The sequence below is a fragment of the Rahnella sp. RcJ3 genome, assembly GCF_009498575.1.
Classification (GTDB): Bacteria; Pseudomonadota; Gammaproteobacteria; order Enterobacterales; family Enterobacteriaceae; genus Rahnella; species Rahnella aceris.
The window spans coordinates 324631-343502 of record NZ_QSNX01000001.1; the positions used below are offsets into that span (position 1 = coordinate 324631).

Genomic DNA, 18872 nt, shown 5'->3' on the forward strand with positions numbered 1-18872 from the left:
TATTCATCGGCCTTGTATATTAGGACAGGAGGGAATTATTTTTTCAGCTGAGAATGGAAATCGCGTTTGTCATAGCCGGTATAAAGCTGGCGAGGACGGGCAATTTTGATACCTTCCTGATGCATTTCGCTCCAGTGAGCAATCCAGCCAACAGTACGCGCCATCGCGAAGATCACGGTGAACATGGAAGAGGGAATACCCATGGCTTTCAGGATGATGCCGGAGTAGAAATCGACGTTCGGGTACAGTTTCTTCTCGATGAAGTACGGGTCGTTCAGCGCGATATGTTCAAGCTCCATCGCTACTTCCAGCAGGTTGTCTTTCAGATCCAACTCTTTCAGCACTTCATGACAGGTTTCACGCATCACGGTTGCGCGCGGGTCGTAGTTTTTGTAAACACGGTGACCAAAGCCCATCAGGCGGAAAGAATCATTCTTGTCTTTTGCACGTTTCACAAATTCAGGGATGTGATCAACGCTGCTGATTTCTTCCAGCATTTTCAGTGCAGCTTCGTTCGCGCCGCCGTGAGCCGGTCCCCACAAGGACGCGATACCTGCAGCAATACAGGCGAACGGGTTAGCGCCAGAAGAACCGGCGGTACGCACGGTGGACGTGGAGGCGTTTTGCTCATGGTCAGCGTGCAGGATCAGAATACGATCCATCGCGCGTTCCAGAATCGGATTCACTTTGTATTCTTCACATGGGGTGGCGAACATCATGTGCAGGAAGTTACCGGCATAAGACAGGTCGTTGCGCGGATATACAAACGGCTGGCCGATAGAATATTTGTAACACATGGCAGCGACGGTCGGCATTTTAGACAGCAGACGGTAAGCCGCGATTTCACGGTGACGTTCGTTTTCTACGTCGATGGAGTCGTGATAAAACGCGGCCAGCGCGCCGGTGACGCCACACAGGACCGCCATCGGGTGAGAGTCGCGACGGAAGCCGTGGAACAGACGGGTGATTTGCTCATGCACCATGGTGTGACGGGTGACATTGGTTTTGAATTCATCGTACTGTTTCTGAGTCGGCACTTCGCCGTTCAGCAGCAAATAGCTCACTTCAAGGAAAGTGGACTCCTGTGCCAGCTGGTCAATCGGGAAACCACGGTGCAGCAGAACGCCTTCGTCACCGTCGATATAGGTGATTTTGGACTCGCAGGATGCAGTAGAGGTGAAACCGGGGTCATAAGTGAAAAGACCTTTAGAACCGAGGGTGCGGATATCCACTTCATCCTGGCCCAGTGTGCCGGACAGCACGTTTAGTTCAATCGGGTCGTGACCTTGTAGGGTAAGTGTCGCTTTCTTATCAGCCATTTACAGTCTCCTTAGCGCCTTATTTTTAAAAATCAGTAACAACAGAAATGCCTGGAAGCGACGCCTTGTAAGGTCATTATTATTGTCAGCCTTAGCTCTGCGATCGAATGGGAAGGGAACGTAGAGCTGAGTCGAAGTGCAGTCTCAGACTGCTCTGTGACAAACAAGCGGCGTTTCATCGTTGTTAACGATTCGGTAAATCATTACTGTTCTGTCGCTCAGTACCTGTGAAGAGTATGAGGATTTACACAATCACCACTTTTGCATAACTTGAGCCGTCAGGGAAGACCCTGCATTGCGATTGTGTGATCCACTGATTCTTCAGAAACTTTCACCATTTTGGTGCGTGAAGGCGAAGCCGGTATGTGCGCAGAATCACAGTCCTATAGGGATAGTTCATTTGTAATGGAAATGTTGATCAAATGTCAAACTGGATAATTTATTTCGTGTCTTTTGTGAAAAATGGGAGCTAACTCACTGTTTCGGAGAAATGTGAATAAAGCATTTGTAGGGCAATTGTAATAGGAATGTGATCAACCTATACTCCTACAAGGTCTCCGGGCAATCCGAAGTAGGAGCACCCAGCACTCTCTTTTTTGTCTCAGATTTTATGAAAATGGACTTAAAGGAAAACACATTTCTGCGCCGTTTAAGCACATCGGATGTCGTTGTTTGAGCGCGTGAAATGTTGGGCTTTTAGCTCAGCTTTCCAACGTTATTGGTTCTGTGGGGAGGCGGTAAGTCAACGCATCCACAACGACAAGAACGAAGGAAAGGGTGCTGTCTGACATACTGCTCCGGACCGGAGGAAAAATAATAAGAGCTGTGTGGGCAAAACCGTGAAAAAACAAAGACCTGTCAATCTGGATCTGCAAACGATCCGGTTTCCTGTTACTGCGATAGCGTCCATCTTACACCGAGTCTCTGGCGTAATTACCTTCGTCGCCGTCGGTATCCTCCTCTGGCTGTTAGGCCTGTCTCTCTCTTCTCCTGAAGGGTTTGCGCATGCTGCCGCCATCATGAATAGCTTCTTCGTCAAATTCATCTTTTGGGGAATACTCACTGCGCTGGCCTATCACGTTTGCGGTGGCGTACGCCATTTGCTGATGGATTTTGGCTATATCGAAGAGAGTTTGGCTGCCGGTACCCGTTCTGCCCAGGTGGCAATCGGGCTGACCGTCGTGCTGTCAATTCTGGCTGGAGTTCTCGTATGGTAAGCAACGTTTCTGCGTTAGGGCGTAATGGTGTGCACGACTGGCTGTTACTGCGTGCTTCCGCAATTATCCTCACCCTGTATATCCTCTATATTCTGGGCTTCGTGGTTCTGGCTCAGGAACTGACATTTGATGTCTGGCATGGCTTCTTCTCTTCCTCCATCACCAAAGTATTCACACTGCTGGCGCTGCTCTCAATTCTGATACACGCGTGGATCGGCATGTGGCAGGTGTTAACGGACTATGTGAAACCGCTGGCTGTCCGGCTGATGCTGCAACTGGCTATCGTCGTGGTGTTAGTGGTTTACCTACTTTACGGAACAATTGTTGTTTGGGGAGCGTAGTAAATGAATCTGCCAGTCAGAGAGTTTGATGCTGTCGTCATCGGTGCAGGTGGCGCCGGTATGCGTGCCGCGTTACAGATTTCACAAATGGGGCTGTCTTGCGCCCTGATTTCAAAAGTCTTCCCGACCCGCTCCCATACGGTGTCCGCGCAGGGCGGTATCACCGTCGCGCTGGGTAACACCCATGAGGATGACTGGGAATGGCACATGTACGACACCGTAAAAGGTTCCGACTATATTGGTGACCAGGACGCCATTGAATATATGTGTAAAACCGGGCCGGAAGCGATTCTGGAACTCGAACACATGGGGCTGCCTTTCTCCCGTCTTGAAGACGGCCGCATTTATCAGCGTCCGTTTGGCGGCCAGTCGAAAAACTTCGGTGGCGAGCAGGCGGCACGTACTGCGGCCGCCGCTGACCGTACCGGTCACGCCTTGCTGCACACGCTGTATCAGCAAAACCTGAAAAAAGGCACCACGATTTTCTCTGAATGGTATTCACTGGATTTAGTGAAAAACCAGGACGGCGCGATCGTCGGCTGTACCGCAATCTGCATTGAAACCGGCGAAGTGGTGTATTTCAAAGCCAAAGCCACCGTACTGGCGACCGGCGGCGCAGGCCGTATTTACCAGTCCACCACCAACGCCCACATTAATACCGGCGACGGTGTTGGCATGGCGTTACGTGCAGGTGTTCCGGTGCAGGACATGGAAATGTGGCAGTTCCACCCGACCGGTATCGCCGGCGCAGGCGTTCTGGTGACAGAAGGCTGCCGTGGTGAAGGCGGTTATCTGCTCAATAAAGACGGCGAACGTTTCATGGAACGTTATGCGCCGAATGCCAAAGACCTGGCGGGTCGTGACGTGGTGGCGCGTTCCATCATGATCGAAATCCGTGAAGGCCGTGGCTGCGAAGGTCCGTGGGGCCCGCACGCTAAACTGAAACTCGATCATCTGGGTAAAGACGTTCTGGAATCCCGCCTGCCGGGCATCCTTGAACTGTCGCGTACCTTCGCACACGTCGATCCGGTGAAAGAACCGATCCCTGTTATCCCAACCTGCCACTACATGATGGGCGGTATTCCGACCAAAGTGACCGGTCAGGCGCTGCGTGTGAACGCGCAGGGTCAGGATGAAGTGATCCCTGGGCTGTTCGCGGTCGGCGAAATCGCCTGCGTATCGGTTCACGGCGCTAACCGCCTTGGTGGTAACTCACTGCTGGATCTGGTGGTGTTTGGTCGTGCAGCGGGTATGCATCTGCAGGAATCTATCACTGAGCAGGGCGAAAGCCGTGATGCTTCTCAGGACGACATTGATGTATCTCTGGAGCGTCTGAACCGCTGGAACAACACCCGTTCAGGTGAAGATCCGGTGGCTATCCGTAAAGACCTGCAATCGTGCATGCAGAACAACTTCTCGGTATTCCGTGAAGGTGATGCGATGGCGAAAGGTCTGGAAGAACTGAAAGTGATCCGCGAGCGTCTGAAATCTGCCCGTCTGGATGATACGTCCTCAGAGTTCAATACCCAGCGCGTTGAGTGTCTGGAACTGGATAATCTGATGGAAACTGCGTTCTCCACCGCTGTCTCTGCAAACTACCGCACTGAAAGCCGTGGTGCTCACAGCCGTTTCGACTTCCCTGAGCGTGATGATGCGAACTGGTTGTGCCACACGTTGTATCAGCCAGAAACAGAAAGCATGACCCGCCGTGAGGTGAACATGCAGCCTAAGCTTCGCGCGGCGTTCCCGCCGAAAGCGCGTACTTACTAGGGCGGAGCGGAGACAGATTATGAAAATTGAATTTTCGATTTATCGCTACAACCCGGACGTTGATGACGTGCCGTACATGAAAGATTACGTGCTGGAAGCTAAAGAAGGGCGCGATATGATGTTGCTCGACGCGCTGATTTTGCTGAAAGAACAGGATCCGACGCTGGCTTTCCGCCGCTCATGCCGTGAAGGTGTTTGCGGGTCAGATGGCGTCAACATGAACGGCAAAAACGGCCTGGCGTGTATCACACCCGTCTCGACGTTGCGTAACGGCAGCAAGAAAATTGTAATCCGTCCGTTGCCGGGGTTACCGGTTGTCCGTGACCTTGTAGTAGACATGGGACAATTCTATAAGCAGTATGAGAAGATTAAGCCTTACTTGTTGAATGATGGGAAAAATCCTCCGGCGCGTGAACATTTGCAAATGCCGGATGACCGCGAAAAGCTGGACGGATTGTACGAATGTATTCTCTGCGCCTGCTGTTCAACGTCCTGCCCGTCTTTCTGGTGGAATCCCGACAAGTTTGTCGGTCCGGCAGGCCTTCTGGCCGCTTACCGTTTCCTGATCGACAGCCGCGATACCGAGACTCAATCGCGCCTTGACGATCTGAATGATGCTTTCAGCGTATTCCGCTGCCACAGCATCATGAACTGTGTGAGTGTATGTCCAAAGGGGCTGAACCCGACCAAGGCTATCGGCCATATTAAATCGATGCTGCTACAACGCGGTGCCTGATTGATAAGCCACGCACAGCGGGAACTCAGGTTCCCGCTGTTATTTAGTTACCACCGGTTTTTCGCTTTCTTTAGTTACAAATGTGGTAACTGAGGTGGGGATAGCAAATAATTAATTTTTTAATAACAAAGTAGCAACAAGTGCAACAAAGTTGCGCCTGACTGGAGTAAGATAGCCGGGTCAAAAACCGGGAGATAAAAATCCCCCGAAAGGCAGCAGAAATAAGCAGGGTAACTTCAAAAATCAGTCACGCGCATGGCGGATTTCTGAAGGTTCCTTGAAGAGCCAACCGCTCAACCAACGAACTGTTTTAGTATGGAAAACCGTTTTACCGCGGTGTATCACGGTCATTATTATTAACCACGGCGAAAACTAAAGCTTCAAAGCTTAAGGGATCACGATGCAGAACGGCGCAATGAAGGCCTGGCTGGATTCCTCCTATCTGGCGGGTGCAAACCAGTCTTACATAGAGCAACTCTATGAAGACTACTTAACCGATCCTGGTTCCGTTGACGATAGCTGGCGTTCGATTTTTAAACAGCTACCAACAGTGGGTGTGAAACCAGAGCAACTCCATTCTCAAACTCGGGACTACTTCCGCCGCCTGGCGAAAGACGCGTCACGTTATAACTCCTCCATCAGCGATCCGGAAACGGATGCCAAGCAAGTCAAGGTGCTGCAGTTAATCAACGCCTTCCGCTTCCGTGGTCATCAGAATGCAAACCTTGATCCCCTCGGCCTGTGGAAGCTGGACGCCGTGCCTGATCTGGACCCGGCGTTCCACCATCTGACTGAAGCTGATTTCCAGGAAACCTTCAACGTCGGTTCATTTGCCATTGGCAAGGAAACCATGCAGCTCGGCGAGCTGTATAAAGCCCTGAAGCAAACCTATTGCGGTTCCATTGGTGCGGAATACATGCACATTACCAACACTGAAGAGAAACGCTGGATCCAACAGCGAATCGAATCCGTGGCAGGTCGTGCGAGTTTCACCAATGATGAGAAGAAAACGTTTCTTAAAGAGCTGACCGCAGCAGAAGGTCTGGAGCGTTATCTGGGGGCGAAATTCCCGGGTGCAAAACGCTTCTCACTCGAAGGTGGCGATGCGCTGGTTCCGATGCTGAAAGAAATGATCCGTCATGCCGGCAAAAACGGAACCCGCGAAGTCGTGCTGGGTATGGCGCACCGCGGTCGTCTGAACGTACTGATCAACGTGCTGGGCAAAAAACCTCAGGACCTGTTCGACGAATTCTCCGGTAAGCATAAAGAACACCTGGGCACCGGTGATGTGAAATACCACATGGGTTATTCGTCTGATGTGGAAACCGAAGGCGGTATGGTTCACCTGGCGCTGGCGTTTAACCCGTCGCACCTGGAAATCGTCAGCCCGGTCGTCATCGGTTCTGTTCGTGCCCGTCGTGATCGTCTGGACGAAGCGCGCAGCAACATGGTTCTGCCAATCACCATTCACGGTGACGCGGCCATTACCGGTCAGGGTGTGGTTCAGGAAACCCTGAACATGTCGCTGGCACGCGGTTATGAAGTGGGCGGTACCGTGCGTATCGTCATCAATAACCAGGTGGGCTTCACCACCTCGAATCCGAAAGATGCGCGTTCTACCGATTACTGTACCGATATCGCGAAAATGGTGCAGGCACCGATTTTCCACGTCAATGCCGATGACCCTGAAGCGGTGGCTTTCGTGACCCGCCTGGCATTGGATTTCCGTAACACCTTTAAACGTGACGTCATGATCGACCTGGTTTGCTACCGTCGCCACGGCCATAACGAGGCCGACGAACCTAGCGCAACCCAGCCGCTGATGTACAACAAGATCAAGAAACACCCGACGCCACGCAAGATTTACGCTGATGTCCTGACTGAGCAAAACGTAGCCAGCCTCGAAGATGCCACGGAAATGGTCAACCTGTACCGCGATGCGCTGGATGCCGGTGAATGCGTGGTGGAAGAGTGGCGTCAGAATGACATGCACACTTTCACCTGGTCACCGTATCTGAATCATGAGTGGGATGAGGCTTATCCGAACAAGGTCGAGCTGAAACGCCTGCAGGAACTGGCGCGCCGTGTCAGCCATGTGCCTGATGCGATCGAAATGCAATCCCGCGTTGCCAAGATTTACGGCGACCGTAACGAGATGGCCGAAGGCAATAAGAAGTTCGACTGGGGTGGCGCGGAAAATCTGGCCTACGCGACGCTGGTAGATGAAGGTATTCCGATTCGTCTGTCCGGTGAAGATACCGGCCGCGGCACCTTCTTCCATCGTCATGCGGTGATCCATAACCAGAAAAACGGTTCCGTGTACGTGCCGCTGGCCAATATTCATAACAGCCAGGGCGAATTCAATGTCTGGGATTCCGTGCTTTCCGAAGAAGCGGTGCTGGCCTTTGAATACGGTTACGCGACCGCTGAACCGCGCACCCTGACCATCTGGGAAGCGCAGTTCGGTGACTTCGCCAACGGTGCACAGGTGGTTATCGACCAGTTCATCAGTTCCGGCGAACAGAAATGGGGCCGCATGTGTGGTCTGGTGATGCTGCTGCCGCACGGCTACGAAGGGCAGGGGCCGGAGCACTCCTCCGCGCGTCTGGAACGTTATCTGCAACTTTGCGCTGAGCAAAATATGCAGGTGTGTATCCCGTCTACCCCGGCGCAGGTTTACCACATGATCCGCCGTCAGGCACTGCGCGGTATGCGCCGTCCGCTGATCGTGATGTCACCGAAGTCTCTGTTGCGTCATCCTCTGGCGGTTTCTACGCTTGAGGAGTTGGCTGACGGCAGCTTCCTGCCAGCGATTGGTGAAGTCGACGAACTGGATCCGAAACAGGTTAAGCGCGTGGTGATGTGCTCCGGTAAGGTTTATTACGACCTGCTGGAACAACGTCGCAAAAACGAGCAAACCGATGTGGCGATTGTCCGCATCGAACAGCTTTACCCGTTCCCGCACAAGGCAATTCAGGAAGTGCTTGAGAAATTCTCACACGTTCATGATTTCGTCTGGTGTCAGGAAGAGCCACTGAACCAGGGCGCGTGGTATTGCAGCCAGCACAATTTCCGTGAAGTGATTCCTTTCGGGGCTTCTTTACGTTACGCAGGACGCCCGGCCTCTGCCTCTCCGGCAGTGGGCTACATGTCCGTTCACCAGAAGCAACAGCAAGATCTGGTTAACGATGCGCTGAACGTTAAATAACCGCGTCGGTGTCAGTTAACTATATGGAACATAAGAAGGATTGATAATGAGTAGCGTAGATATTCTGGTCCCTGACCTTCCTGAATCCGTTGCGGATGCGACGGTTGCCACCTGGCACAAAAAGCCGGGCGACAGTGTTGAGCGTGACGATGTACTGGTAGAAATTGAAACCGACAAAGTGGTTCTGGAAGTCCCGGCGAGTGAAGCCGGTATCCTGGACAGCATTATCGAAGACGAAGGTGCGACGGTCATTTCCCGTCAGATCCTGGCGCGTATTCGTCCGGGTAACAGCAGCGGTAAGCCAAGCACTGAGAAAAGCTCCGATAAAGAAGCGACTCCTGCGGCACGCCACACAGCAGCACTGGAAGAAGAGAACAACGACGCACTCAGCCCGGCTATCCGCCGCCTGATTGCAGAACATTCTCTGGATGCCAGCGCGATTAAAGGCAGCGGTGTTGGTGGTCGTCTGACCCGTGAAGATATCGAACAGCATCTGGCGAAAGCCAAAGACGCGAAACCGGCAGCCGCGCCAGCCGCCGCTCCGGCAGCGACCAGCGCCGCTCCGGCTCTGGGTTCACGTAGCGAAAAACGTGTGCCTATGACCCGTCTGCGTAAGCGTGTTGCTGAGCGTCTGCTTGAAGCGAAGAACAGCACTGCGATGCTGACGACCTTCAACGAAATCAACATGAAGCCAATCATGGATCTGCGTAAGCAGTACGGTGATGGTTTCGAAAAACGTCACGGCGTGCGTCTGGGCTTCATGTCTTTCTATCTGAAAGCCGTGGTTGAAGCACTGAAACGCTACCCGGAAGTGAATGCCTCTATTGACGGCGAGGATGTGGTTTACCACAACTATTTCGATGTCAGCATCGCGGTATCCACGCCACGCGGCCTGGTGACCCCGGTTCTGCGTGATGTCGATACGCTGGGCATGGCAGATATCGAGAAGCAAATCAAAGAGCTGGCGATCAAAGGTCGTGACGGCAAACTGAAAGTGGAAGAACTGACCGGCGGTAACTTTACTGTGACCAACGGCGGCGTCTTCGGCTCCCTGATGTCCACGCCAATCATCAACCCACCACAGAGTGCGATCCTCGGCATGCATGCCATTAAAGATCGTCCTATGGCGGTCAATGGTCAGGTAGTGATTTTGCCAATGATGTATCTGGCGCTGTCCTACGATCACCGTCTGGTTGATGGCCGTGAATCGGTCGGCTTCCTGGTGACCATTAAAGAGATGCTGGAAGATCCGGCTCGTCTGCTGCTGGACGTCTAGTCCCGGCACTGCGAAAGATTAGAGATCGAAAAATCTGCGGCACAGTTCGCTGTGCCCTGATAAGCCTTCCTACTAAGAATGGATAGAACATCATGAATTTACACGAGTATCAGGCGAAACAGCTGTTCCTGCGCTACGGCCTGCCAGCACCGACGGGCTTCGCCTGTTCCACCCCGCGTGAAGCGGAAGAGGCTGCATCGAAAATCGGTGCCGGTCCGTGGGTGGTGAAATGTCAGGTTCATGCCGGTGGCCGCGGTAAAGCGGGCGGCGTGAAAGTGGTCAAAAGCAAAGAAGAGATCCGCGCTTTTGCTGAGCACTGGCTGGGTAAACGTCTGGTCACTTACCAGACAGACGCCAGCGGTCAGCCGGTTAACCAGATCCTGGTTGAAGCGGCAACGGATATCGATCAGGAACTGTACCTCGGTGCGGTAGTGGATCGCAGCTCCCGTCGCGTGGTGTTCATGGCATCTACAGAAGGCGGCGTGGAAATTGAGAAAGTGGCAGAAGAGACGCCACACCTGATCCATAAAGTGGCACTGGATCCGCTGGCAGGTCCGCAGCCTTATCAGGGACGCGAACTGGCTTTCAAACTGGGCCTGACCGGTAAGCAGGTTCAGCAGTTCACCAAGATCTTCATGGGTCTGGCGAACATCTTCCTTGAGCGCGATCTGGCGCTGATCGAAATCAACCCGCTGGTGGTGACTACCGCTGGCGACCTGATCTGCCTCGACGGCAAACTGGGTGCAGACGGCAACGCCTTGTTCCGTCAGCCAGAATTGCGCGAAATGCGCGATTACAGCCAGGAAGATGCCCGTGAATCTCAGGCAGCGCAGTGGGAACTGAACTACGTTGCACTCGACGGCAACATCGGTTGCATGGTGAACGGTGCCGGTCTGGCAATGGGTACCATGGATATCGTGAAACTGCACGGTGGCGAACCGGCTAACTTCCTGGATGTTGGCGGTGGCGCAACCAAAGAACGCGTGACCGAAGCCTTCAAAATCATCCTGTCCGATGAAAAAGTCAAAGCTGTCTTCGTTAACATCTTCGGCGGTATCGTTCGTTGCGACCTGATCGCCGACGGTATCATCGGCGCGGTGGAAGAAGTGGGCGTCAGCGTACCGGTTGTGGTGCGTCTTGAAGGTAACAATGCCGAGCTGGGTGCCAAAAAACTGGCAGACAGCGGTTTGAACATCATTGCAGCGACCAGCCTGACGAATGCGGCTCAACAAGTTGTCGCGGCAGTGGAGGGGAAATAATGTCGATTTTAATCAACAAGAACACCAAAGTTATCTGCCAGGGTTTCACCGGTAGCCAGGGGACTTTCCACTCCGAACAAGCCATCGCTTACGGCACCAAAATGGTTGGCGGCGTTACGCCAGGCAAAGGCGGCACCGAGCATCTGGGCTTGCCAGTGTTCAATACCGTGCGTGAAGCGGTAGAAACTACCGGTGCAACGGCGTCTGTGATTTATGTGCCGGCACCGTTCTGTAAAGACTCTATTCTGGAAGCGCTGGATGCAGGTATTAAACTGATCATCTGTATCACTGAAGGCATTCCGACGCTGGATATGTTGGTGGTTAAAGTGAAACTGGATCAGAGCGATGCAGTGATGATCGGGCCAAACTGTCCGGGTGTTATCACGCCGGGCGAATGCAAAATCGGCATCATGCCGGGCCACATTCATCTGCCAGGCAAAGTGGGCATCGTTTCCCGTTCCGGTACGCTGACGTATGAAGCCGTTAAACAGACAACTGATTACGGTTACGGCCAGTCTACCTGCGTCGGTATCGGCGGTGACCCGATCCCGGGCTCTAACTTCATCGATATCCTGAAGCTGTTCCAGGAAGATCCACAGACTGAAGTGATCGTGATGATCGGTGAAATCGGTGGTAACGCGGAAGAAGAAGCTGCCGCGTACATCAAAGCACACGTGACTAAACCGGTTGTGGGCTATATCGCGGGTGTGACTGCGCCTAAAGGCAAACGTATGGGCCATGCAGGCGCCATCATTGCCGGTGGTAAAGGCACTGCTGATGAGAAATTTGCAGCGCTGGAAGCGGCAGGCGTGAAAACCGTTCGCAGCCTGGCCGATATCGGCGAAGCCGTGAAATCATTGCTTCCGCAATAAGTATTACCCCACCCGCACCGGTGAAATTACGGTGCGGGTGAAGCCATTTTATTTAAGAAAAAGATTCGACATGTTGGCCACCTTAGGGTGGCCTTTTTTATTTTAAGCGAAATAGTTAACATTCGCTGAATTGAGCTATATTTATTAACACAGCACGATAGGTTCATTGGAAATAAAAGGTTAATAATTAGGTTTAAATAGGTAGCAAAATAAATATTAACGATAACCATATAAACACAATTAATTAACATAAAAGCCACCCTTAAAGCTCAATGAAACCAACAGTTAACATCCTGAAATATTTTTTTCGAAATTGATGAAGACATTATAGAAATAAACAATGAGATAGGCTTAAATTGCGTCAGATCAATTACAGCGATTATCACTGTTTTGTTCTTAAATTGACCTGTACACGGAAATCCGCTTTGGGTCACTAAAAAACCTATTTAATGTGTGGGATTACTGGCGTAACATAATGCTCCTGTAACCATCCGTTTTTTGTATGATTATTTTTCCCGTGATTTTGCCCGTTCATCAGCCTGTTACAGGCCCGCTGATCGCGCTTTTTCCGGGTTCAGAGTGTCCCGCTGACAGCGTTACTCGCACTGAATGCTGGCTCTCTGTTCTGCACACATTTGAATACTGGTAGTCATGAGGCGTTCCGGCAACCGGTTCGTCAGAGATCGCAATTTGGGGTCTTCCTCCGAGGAGCAAGGGGTCAAGATGTTTGATATCGTTGAACTGTCGCGTTTACAGTTTGCTTTAACAGCCATGTACCATTTCCTATTTGTCCCATTAACGCTGGGTATGGCGTTTTTACTGGCAATTATGGAAACGGTTTATGTGCTTTCCGGCAAACAAATCTATAAAGATATGACCAAATTCTGGGGCAAACTTTTTGCAATTAACTTTGCATTGGGCGTTGCAACCGGTTTAACCATGGAATTCCAGTTCGGGACTAACTGGTCATATTTCTCACATTACGTCGGTGATATCTTCGGTGCGCCTCTGGCGATTGAAGGTTTAATGGCGTTCTTCCTGGAATCCACTTTAGTGGGCCTGTTCTTCTTCGGATGGGACCGTCTTTCTAAAGTTCAGCATATGACAGTGACCTGGTTTGTTGCCCTTGGCTCAAACTTGTCAGCACTGTGGATCCTGGTGGCGAACGGCTGGATGCAAAACCCGATTGCATCGACCTTCAACTACGAAACCATGCGTATGGAAATGGTCAGCTTCTCTGAGCTGGTTCTGAACCCGGTCGCACAGGTTAAATTCGTTCATACCGTAGCGTCTGGTTATGTGACTGGCGCGATGTTCATTCTGGCTATCAGCTCTTACTACCTGTTAAAAGGCCGCGACGTAGGTTTTGCGAAGCGTTCATTTGCTATCGCTGCAAGCTTCGGTCTGGCCGCAGTGCTCTCCGTTATCGTACTGGGTGATGAATCCGGTTATGAAATGGGTGACGTACAGAAAACCAAACTGGCGGCTATCGAAGCAGAGTGGGATACCCAACCTGCACCGGCAAGTTTCACGCTGTTCGGCATGCCTAATCAGGACAAAATGGAAAATGAATATTCCATTCAAATTCCTTACCTGCTCGGCCTGATTGCTACGCGTTCCGTGGATACGCCGGTTACTGGTCTGAAAGACCTGATGGCGCAACATGAAGTGCGTATCCGCAACGGTATGAAAGCGTACACCCTGCTGGAAGAACTGCGTTCGGGCAATACTGACCCGAAAGTCCGCAGCGATTTCGAAAATGCTAAGCAGGATCTGGGCTACGGTATGTTGCTCAAACGCTATACCGACAACCCGGCGGGAGCGACTGACGCACAGATTCAGAAAGCGACCAAAGATTCTATTCCACGCGTTCTGCCTCTGTACTTCGCATTCCGTATCATGGTTGCCTGCGGCATCCTGATGTTCGTCCTGATTGCGCTGTCCTTCTATACTGTCCTGCGCGGCAAGATTGGTCAGAAACGCTGGTTACACCGCGCGGTATTCATCGGCCTGCCATTACCGTGGATTGCTGTCGAAGCGGGCTGGTTCGTGGCTGAATATGGCCGTCAGCCTTGGGCGATTGGTGAAGTGTTACCGACTGCGGTTGCACACTCTTCACTGACTGTGGGTGATGTACTGTCCTCGATGATCCTCATCTGCGGTCTGTACACCCTGTTCCTGGTCGCTGAAATGTTCCTGATGTTCAAATATGCGCGCCTGGGCCCAAGCAGCCTGAAAACTGGCCGTTATCATTATGAACAAACTTCAGCGCCACTTGAGCAAGCTCGGTAATAGGGAGTCCACTTATGTTTGATTATGAAGTTTTACGGTTCATCTGGTGGGTGCTGATTGGCGTGCTGTTTATCGGCTTCGCCGTCACCGATGGATTTGATATGGGCGTAGGCATCCTGGTGCGCATTATCGGTAAAACCGATACTGACCGCCGCGTGATGATTAACGCCATCGCCCCGCACTGGGACGGCAACCAGGTCTGGCTGATTACGGCCGGTGGCGCATTGTTCGCTGCCTGGCCGATGGTCTACGCAGCGGCTTTCTCCGGCTTCTATGCCGCGATGGTGCTGGTGTTGTGCGCCTTGTTCTTCCGTCCGCTGGGCTTTGATTACCGTTCAAAACTCGAGAGCGCTCGCTGGCGTGGCATGTGGGACTGGGGCATCTTTATCGGCAGCTTCGTGCCCGCTCTGGTGTTCGGTGTGGCCTTCGGTAACCTTCTGTTAGGGGTGCCGTTCCATATCGACAGCGACCTGCGTCTGTTCTACACCGGTAATCTGCTGGGCTTGCTGAACCCGTACGGCATTCTGGCCGGTCTGGTGAGCCTGACTATGCTGATCACCCAGGGCGCTACCTACCTGCAAATGCGTACTGTGGGTGAACTGCACCTGCGTACCCGTACCGCGTCGCAGATTTCTGCGCTGGTGATGATGGTGTGCTTCCTGCTGGCGGGTATCTGGTTAGTGAAAGGGATTGATGGCTTCACCGTGACATCCGTTATGGATCACGCTGGTCCGTCTAACCCGCTGCGCAAAACTGTGTCTCATGAAGCGGGTGCATGGCTGGCGAACTTCAACAAGACGCCGGGCCTGTGGGCAATTCCTGCGTTAGGTGTGATTTTGCCGCTGCTGACCATTTTGTTCTCGCGCATGAATAAAGCCGCGCTGGCGTTCATCAGTAACTCACTGACTATCGCCTGTGTGATCCTGACTGCCGGTATCACTATGTTCCCGTTCGTGATGCCTTCTATCACTGAACCGAATGCCAGCCTGACAATGTGGGATGCAACATCTACGCTGTTGACGCTGAGAGTGATGACCGTTGTCGCTTGTATCTTTGTGCCAATCATCCTGATTTACACCTCATGGGCGTATTACAAGATGTTCGGGCGCCTCGATAAACACTACATCGAGAACAACAAGCATTCGTTGTATTAAGGAGAACACCATGTGGTATTTTGCCTGGATCCTCGGCACCTTACTGGCTTGCTCATTCGGTATCATTACCGCGCTGGCGTTTGAACACAGCGAAGCCAATAAAGCGGCTAAAGAAGAGAAGTAATAATGAGTGTGATCGTGGATAAACTCTACGCCATCACAGACAAGGGCCCCTTGCGGGCCCTTTCGCTTGTGATGTCACTGGCACTGGCCGGTTGCGTTTTCTGGAAACCGGGCATGTTTGCCTCGTCGACCAGTCAGCTTGAAGTCTGGCATGGGCTCATTTTGATATGGGCTGTGTGCAGTGGCGTGATCCACGGCCTGGGTTTTCGCCCGAATAAATCAGTCTGGAAGGCTTTCTTCTCGCCATTGCTGGCGATGATTGCGCTAGCTGCAGGACTTTATTACTTTTTCAGCTGATTTTTTGCATAAAAAAAAGACAAATTTACAGTAATTTTCTTATGGGCCGTGCTGGCCCATAATTATTTTCATTCCAGCAATCCTACCCATTCCCAACCCCAATTCTCTTGCGTATAGTAGTGCCGTCAAATTGCATTACGGGATGTACAGTGAGTAATTCGTTGTTCCGATGGCCGGTTCGTGTCTATTTTGAGGACACAGACGCGGGAGGTGTGGTCTACCATGCCCGATACGTCGCCTTTTATGAAAGGGCTCGCACAGAGATGTTGCGCCAACGCAATTTTCACCAGCAGCAGTTGCTGAGTGAACACGTCGCTTTTGCTGTCCGCCGCATGACGGTCGAATACTTTGCACCAGCTCGCTTAGATGACCTGCTGGATGTTCAGAGTGAGATTACGTCCATTCGCGGAGCTTCTCTTACTTTTGCACAACGAATTCTTGATTCGCATGGAAACCTTCTGAGTTCTGCAGAAGTGTTGATCGCATGCATTGATCCAAACCAAATGAAGCCCCGAGCGCTTCCTAAGTCTATTGTCGCGGAGTTTAAGCAGTGACTGACATGAACATTCTTGATTTATTTTTGAAGGCCAGCATCCTGGTCAAGCTGATTATGCTTGTCCTGGTGTGCTTCTCTATCGCGTCCTGGGCGATCATCATTCAACGCACCAAAGTGCTGAATGCCGCCACCCGCGAGGCAGAAGCGTTCGAAGATAAATTCTGGTCCGGTATCGAACTTTCCCGTCTGTATCAGGAAAGTCAGGGCCGCCGCGAAACCCTGAGCGGGGCAGAGCAGATCTTCCATTCCGGTTTTAAAGAGTTCGCCCGTCTTCATCGTGCCAACAGCCACGCGCCAGAAGCCGTGATTGAAGGTTCTTCACGTGCGATGCGTATTTCTTTTAACCGTGAACTCGAATCACTTGAAACTCACATTCCGTTCCTTGGTACTGTCGGTTCTATCAGCCCTTATATCGGTCTGTTCGGTACAGTCTGGGGGATCATGCACGCCTTTATCGGTTTAGGTTCTGTGAAACAGGCAACGTTGCAAATGGTTGCTCCGGGTATCGCAGAAGCACTGATCGCCACCGCGATTGGTCTGTTTGCCGCCATTCCTGCTGTTATGGCGTATAACCGCCTGAACCAGCGTGTGAACAAGCTTGAGCAAAACTACGATAACTTCATGGAAGAATTCACGGCTATCCTGCACCGTCAGGCTTTCTCTCGCGAAACCAGCAGTAACTAAAGGGGGAGAGTATGGCTCGTTCACGAGGTCGTCGTAACCGTCGCGAAGGTAAGTCGGAGATCAATATCGTTCCGCTGCTGGACGTACTGCTGGTTCTGTTACTGATTTTTATGGCAACAGCGCCCATCATTACCCAGAGTGTGGAAGTTGATTTGCCTGACGCAACGGATTCTAAAACGGTGTCCAGCGATGATAATCCGCCAGTGATTGTTGAAGTGTCTGGCGTGGGTCAATACACCATCGTGGTTGACCATCAGCGTATGGAACAATTGCCTGAACAGCAGGTGATCGCGGAAGCGACCAGCCGTATTCAGGCCAATCCGAAGACGGTATTTCTGATCGGTGGTGCGAAAGATGTGCCTTATGATGAAATTATTAAGGCGCTGAACATGCTGCATCAGGCTGGCGTGAAGTCTGTCGGATTGATGACACAACCTATCTGAGGATAGGTAATTTGTAACACTTATTTGAAACCCGGCATTCTCTGGCTTGTTAAAAGTATGACAGGCAATACAGGAAACCGGGTTTTTAGTAATCCTGTCTTGGGAAATCTATTTTGGTAAAGGCAACTGCAACTGAACAAAACGATAAGCTCAAACGCGCCGTTATTGTTTCGGTCGTTCTGCATATCATCATTATAGCCCTGTTGATTTGGGGATCGCTGGACGAAGATACCAGCATGAGTGGCGGCGGTGGCGGTAGCGATATCTCTGCCGTAATGGTTGATCCAAGTGCCGTGGTCGATCAGTACAACCGTCAGCAGCAGCAACAGGCTGATTCCCAACGTGCTGCCGCAGCGCGTCAGAAAAAATCAGAACAACAGGCTGAAGAGCTGCAACAGAAACAGGCCGCAGAACAGCAACGCCTGAAAGAACTTGAGAAAGAGCGTCTGCAAGCGCAGGAAAATGCCAAGCAGCAGGCTCAGGAACAGGCTCAGCAGCAGAAGCAGGCTGAACAAGCCGCTGAGCAGGCGAAAGAACAGCAGAAACAGGCAGAAGCTGCTGCCGCACAAGCGAAGGCTGAAGCGGCCAAAGCGGCCGCTCAGGCGAAAGCAGATGCTGCGAAAGAAGCGGCTAAAGCACAAGCTGATGCTAAAAAACAAGCAGAGGCTGAAGCTGCCGCCGCCGCTGCCGCAGCGAAGAAACAAGCCGAAGCGGACGCTAAGAAAGAAGCGGCCGCAGAAGCCAAAAAACAGGCTGCTGCTGAGGCAAAAGCTCAGGCCGCGGCTGATGCGAAGGCACAAGCTGACGCCGATGCCAAAGCCGCCGCCGATGCAAAAGCTGCCGCTGCCGCAGAGAAAAAAGCGGAAGCTGCCGCTGCTGCCAAGAAAGCTGCAGCGGATAAAAAAGCTGCCGCCGCCGCAGCAGCCAAAGAAGCCGCTGATGCGAATAACTTATTTGATGGCCTTGCCGACTCCAAAAATGCACCGAAAGGCGCAACAGGTGGCGGCGCTTCTGCTCCTTCAGGGAAGGGGACTCAGAAAAAGGCGGGGGCATCCGGGGCTGATATTGCGAACTATGGTAGCCAGATTAAGGCTGCCATCGAGAGCAGATTCTATGACGCGTCATCTTATACAGGCAAAACCTGTGCGTTGCGCGTTAAAATGAACCCTGATGGCTCATTAATCAGTGTGTCGGCAGAAGGTGGGGATCCTGCACTGTGTCAGGCGGCGCTTGCCGCAGCCCGACAGGCGAAGTTCCCGAAACCGCCTTCTGAAGCCGTCTATGAAGTATTTAAAAATGCTCCGATAGATTTCAAACCTCAATAA

General features: G+C 52.1%; 17 protein-coding genes. 16 read left to right on the forward strand and 1 reads right to left on the reverse strand.

What is annotated here, in order from left to right; translation table 11 throughout:
• Positions 1-35: 35 nt before the first annotated feature.
• On the reverse strand, positions 36-1319 hold the full coding sequence (locus DXU84_RS01500) for a citrate synthase (RefSeq protein WP_013576444.1): 1284 nt from the start codon (positions 1317-1319) through the stop codon (positions 36-38).
• Between the two features lie 827 nt (positions 1320-2146).
• Between DXU84_RS01500 and sdhC the strand changes: the two genes are divergently transcribed.
• From sdhC to tolA, 16 genes are all read left to right on the forward strand, one after another.
• Positions 2147-2536: a succinate dehydrogenase cytochrome b556 subunit gene (gene sdhC / locus DXU84_RS01505; RefSeq protein ID WP_013576443.1), complete on the forward strand. Its 390-nt coding sequence runs from the start codon at positions 2147-2149 to the stop codon at positions 2534-2536.
• Entirely contained in the window at positions 2530-2877 is a 348-nt protein-coding gene (gene sdhD, locus DXU84_RS01510; RefSeq protein WP_013576442.1) for a succinate dehydrogenase membrane anchor subunit, read from the forward strand. The genes sdhC and sdhD overlap by 7 nt, the downstream gene beginning before the upstream one ends.
• A gap of 3 nt (positions 2878-2880) precedes the next feature.
• Positions 2881-4647, forward strand: coding sequence for a succinate dehydrogenase flavoprotein subunit (gene sdhA / locus DXU84_RS01515; RefSeq protein WP_013576441.1), 1767 nt, complete (start codon positions 2881-2883; stop codon positions 4645-4647).
• 19 nt (positions 4648-4666) lie between these two features.
• Positions 4667-5383 (forward strand): succinate dehydrogenase iron-sulfur subunit, encoded by a 717-nt coding sequence (locus tag DXU84_RS01520; protein WP_013576440.1) that lies wholly within the window; start codon positions 4667-4669, stop codon positions 5381-5383.
• 400 nt (positions 5384-5783) lie between these two features.
• Positions 5784-8591, forward strand: a complete 2808-nt coding sequence (gene sucA, locus DXU84_RS01525; protein WP_013576439.1) for a 2-oxoglutarate dehydrogenase E1 component — start codon at positions 5784-5786, stop codon at positions 8589-8591.
• 46 nt (positions 8592-8637) lie between these two features.
• Positions 8638-9867 carry a 2-oxoglutarate dehydrogenase complex dihydrolipoyllysine-residue succinyltransferase gene (gene odhB / locus DXU84_RS01530; RefSeq protein WP_013576438.1) on the forward strand — a complete coding sequence of 410 codons (1230 nt, stop codon included), beginning with the start codon at positions 8638-8640 and terminating at the stop codon, positions 9865-9867.
• A 92-nt stretch (positions 9868-9959) separates the two neighbouring features.
• Positions 9960-11126, forward strand: a complete 1167-nt coding sequence (sucC, locus tag DXU84_RS01535; protein WP_013576437.1) for an ADP-forming succinate--CoA ligase subunit beta — start codon at positions 9960-9962, stop codon at positions 11124-11126.
• Positions 11126-11998 carry a succinate--CoA ligase subunit alpha gene (gene sucD, locus DXU84_RS01540; protein ID WP_013576436.1) on the forward strand — a complete coding sequence of 291 codons (873 nt, stop codon included), beginning with the start codon at positions 11126-11128 and terminating at the stop codon, positions 11996-11998. The genes sucC and sucD overlap by 1 nt, the downstream gene beginning before the upstream one ends.
• A gap of 723 nt (positions 11999-12721) precedes the next feature.
• A complete protein-coding gene (gene cydA, locus DXU84_RS01545; protein ID WP_013576435.1) occupies positions 12722-14290 on the forward strand; it encodes a cytochrome ubiquinol oxidase subunit I in 1569 nt (522 codons plus the stop codon).
• Positions 14291-14304: 14 nt separating this feature from the next.
• Entirely contained in the window at positions 14305-15444 is a 1140-nt protein-coding gene (gene cydB, locus DXU84_RS01550; RefSeq protein WP_013576434.1) for a cytochrome d ubiquinol oxidase subunit II, read from the forward strand.
• Positions 15445-15454: 10 nt separating this feature from the next.
• Complete coding sequence (gene cydX / locus DXU84_RS01555) at positions 15455-15568, forward strand: cytochrome bd-I oxidase subunit CydX (protein WP_013576433.1); 114 nt, start codon at positions 15455-15457, stop codon at positions 15566-15568.
• A 2-nt stretch (positions 15569-15570) separates the two neighbouring features.
• Positions 15571-15864, forward strand: coding sequence for a cyd operon protein YbgE (gene ybgE / locus DXU84_RS01560; RefSeq protein ID WP_013576432.1), 294 nt, complete (start codon positions 15571-15573; stop codon positions 15862-15864).
• Between the two features lie 149 nt (positions 15865-16013).
• Positions 16014-16418: a tol-pal system-associated acyl-CoA thioesterase gene (ybgC, locus tag DXU84_RS01565; protein WP_013576431.1), complete on the forward strand. Its 405-nt coding sequence runs from the start codon at positions 16014-16016 to the stop codon at positions 16416-16418.
• Entirely contained in the window at positions 16415-17104 is a 690-nt protein-coding gene (gene tolQ, locus DXU84_RS01570; protein ID WP_013576430.1) for a Tol-Pal system protein TolQ, read from the forward strand. The genes ybgC and tolQ overlap by 4 nt, the downstream gene beginning before the upstream one ends.
• An 11-nt stretch (positions 17105-17115) precedes the next feature.
• Positions 17116-17547: a colicin uptake protein TolR gene (gene tolR, locus DXU84_RS01575; RefSeq protein ID WP_013576429.1), complete on the forward strand. Its 432-nt coding sequence runs from the start codon at positions 17116-17118 to the stop codon at positions 17545-17547.
• A 113-nt stretch (positions 17548-17660) separates the two neighbouring features.
• Positions 17661-18872, forward strand: coding sequence for a cell envelope integrity protein TolA (gene tolA / locus DXU84_RS01580; RefSeq protein WP_013576428.1), 1212 nt, complete (start codon positions 17661-17663; stop codon positions 18870-18872).

Coding starts and splice junctions, on each gene's coding strand:
- DXU84_RS01500 (WP_013576444.1), bottom strand. CDS start 1,319: ATGGCTGATAAGAAAGCGACACTTACCCTACAAGGTCACGACCCGATT.
- sucC (WP_013576437.1), top strand. CDS start 9,960: ATGAATTTACACGAGTATCAGGCGAAACAGCTGTTCCTGCGCTACGGC.
- odhB (WP_013576438.1), top strand. CDS start 8,638: ATGAGTAGCGTAGATATTCTGGTCCCTGACCTTCCTGAATCCGTTGCG.
- tolR (WP_013576429.1), top strand. CDS start 17,116: ATGGCTCGTTCACGAGGTCGTCGTAACCGTCGCGAAGGTAAGTCGGAG.
- sdhD (WP_013576442.1), top strand. CDS start 2,530: ATGGTAAGCAACGTTTCTGCGTTAGGGCGTAATGGTGTGCACGACTGG.
- sdhA (WP_013576441.1), top strand. CDS start 2,881: ATGAATCTGCCAGTCAGAGAGTTTGATGCTGTCGTCATCGGTGCAGGT.
- sucA (WP_013576439.1), top strand. CDS start 5,784: ATGCAGAACGGCGCAATGAAGGCCTGGCTGGATTCCTCCTATCTGGCG.
- cydX (WP_013576433.1), top strand. CDS start 15,455: ATGTGGTATTTTGCCTGGATCCTCGGCACCTTACTGGCTTGCTCATTC.
- sucD (WP_013576436.1), top strand. CDS start 11,126: ATGTCGATTTTAATCAACAAGAACACCAAAGTTATCTGCCAGGGTTTC.
- cydA (WP_013576435.1), top strand. CDS start 12,722: ATGTTTGATATCGTTGAACTGTCGCGTTTACAGTTTGCTTTAACAGCC.
- DXU84_RS01520 (WP_013576440.1), top strand. CDS start 4,667: ATGAAAATTGAATTTTCGATTTATCGCTACAACCCGGACGTTGATGAC.
- cydB (WP_013576434.1), top strand. CDS start 14,305: ATGTTTGATTATGAAGTTTTACGGTTCATCTGGTGGGTGCTGATTGGC.
- ybgE (WP_013576432.1), top strand. CDS start 15,571: ATGAGTGTGATCGTGGATAAACTCTACGCCATCACAGACAAGGGCCCC.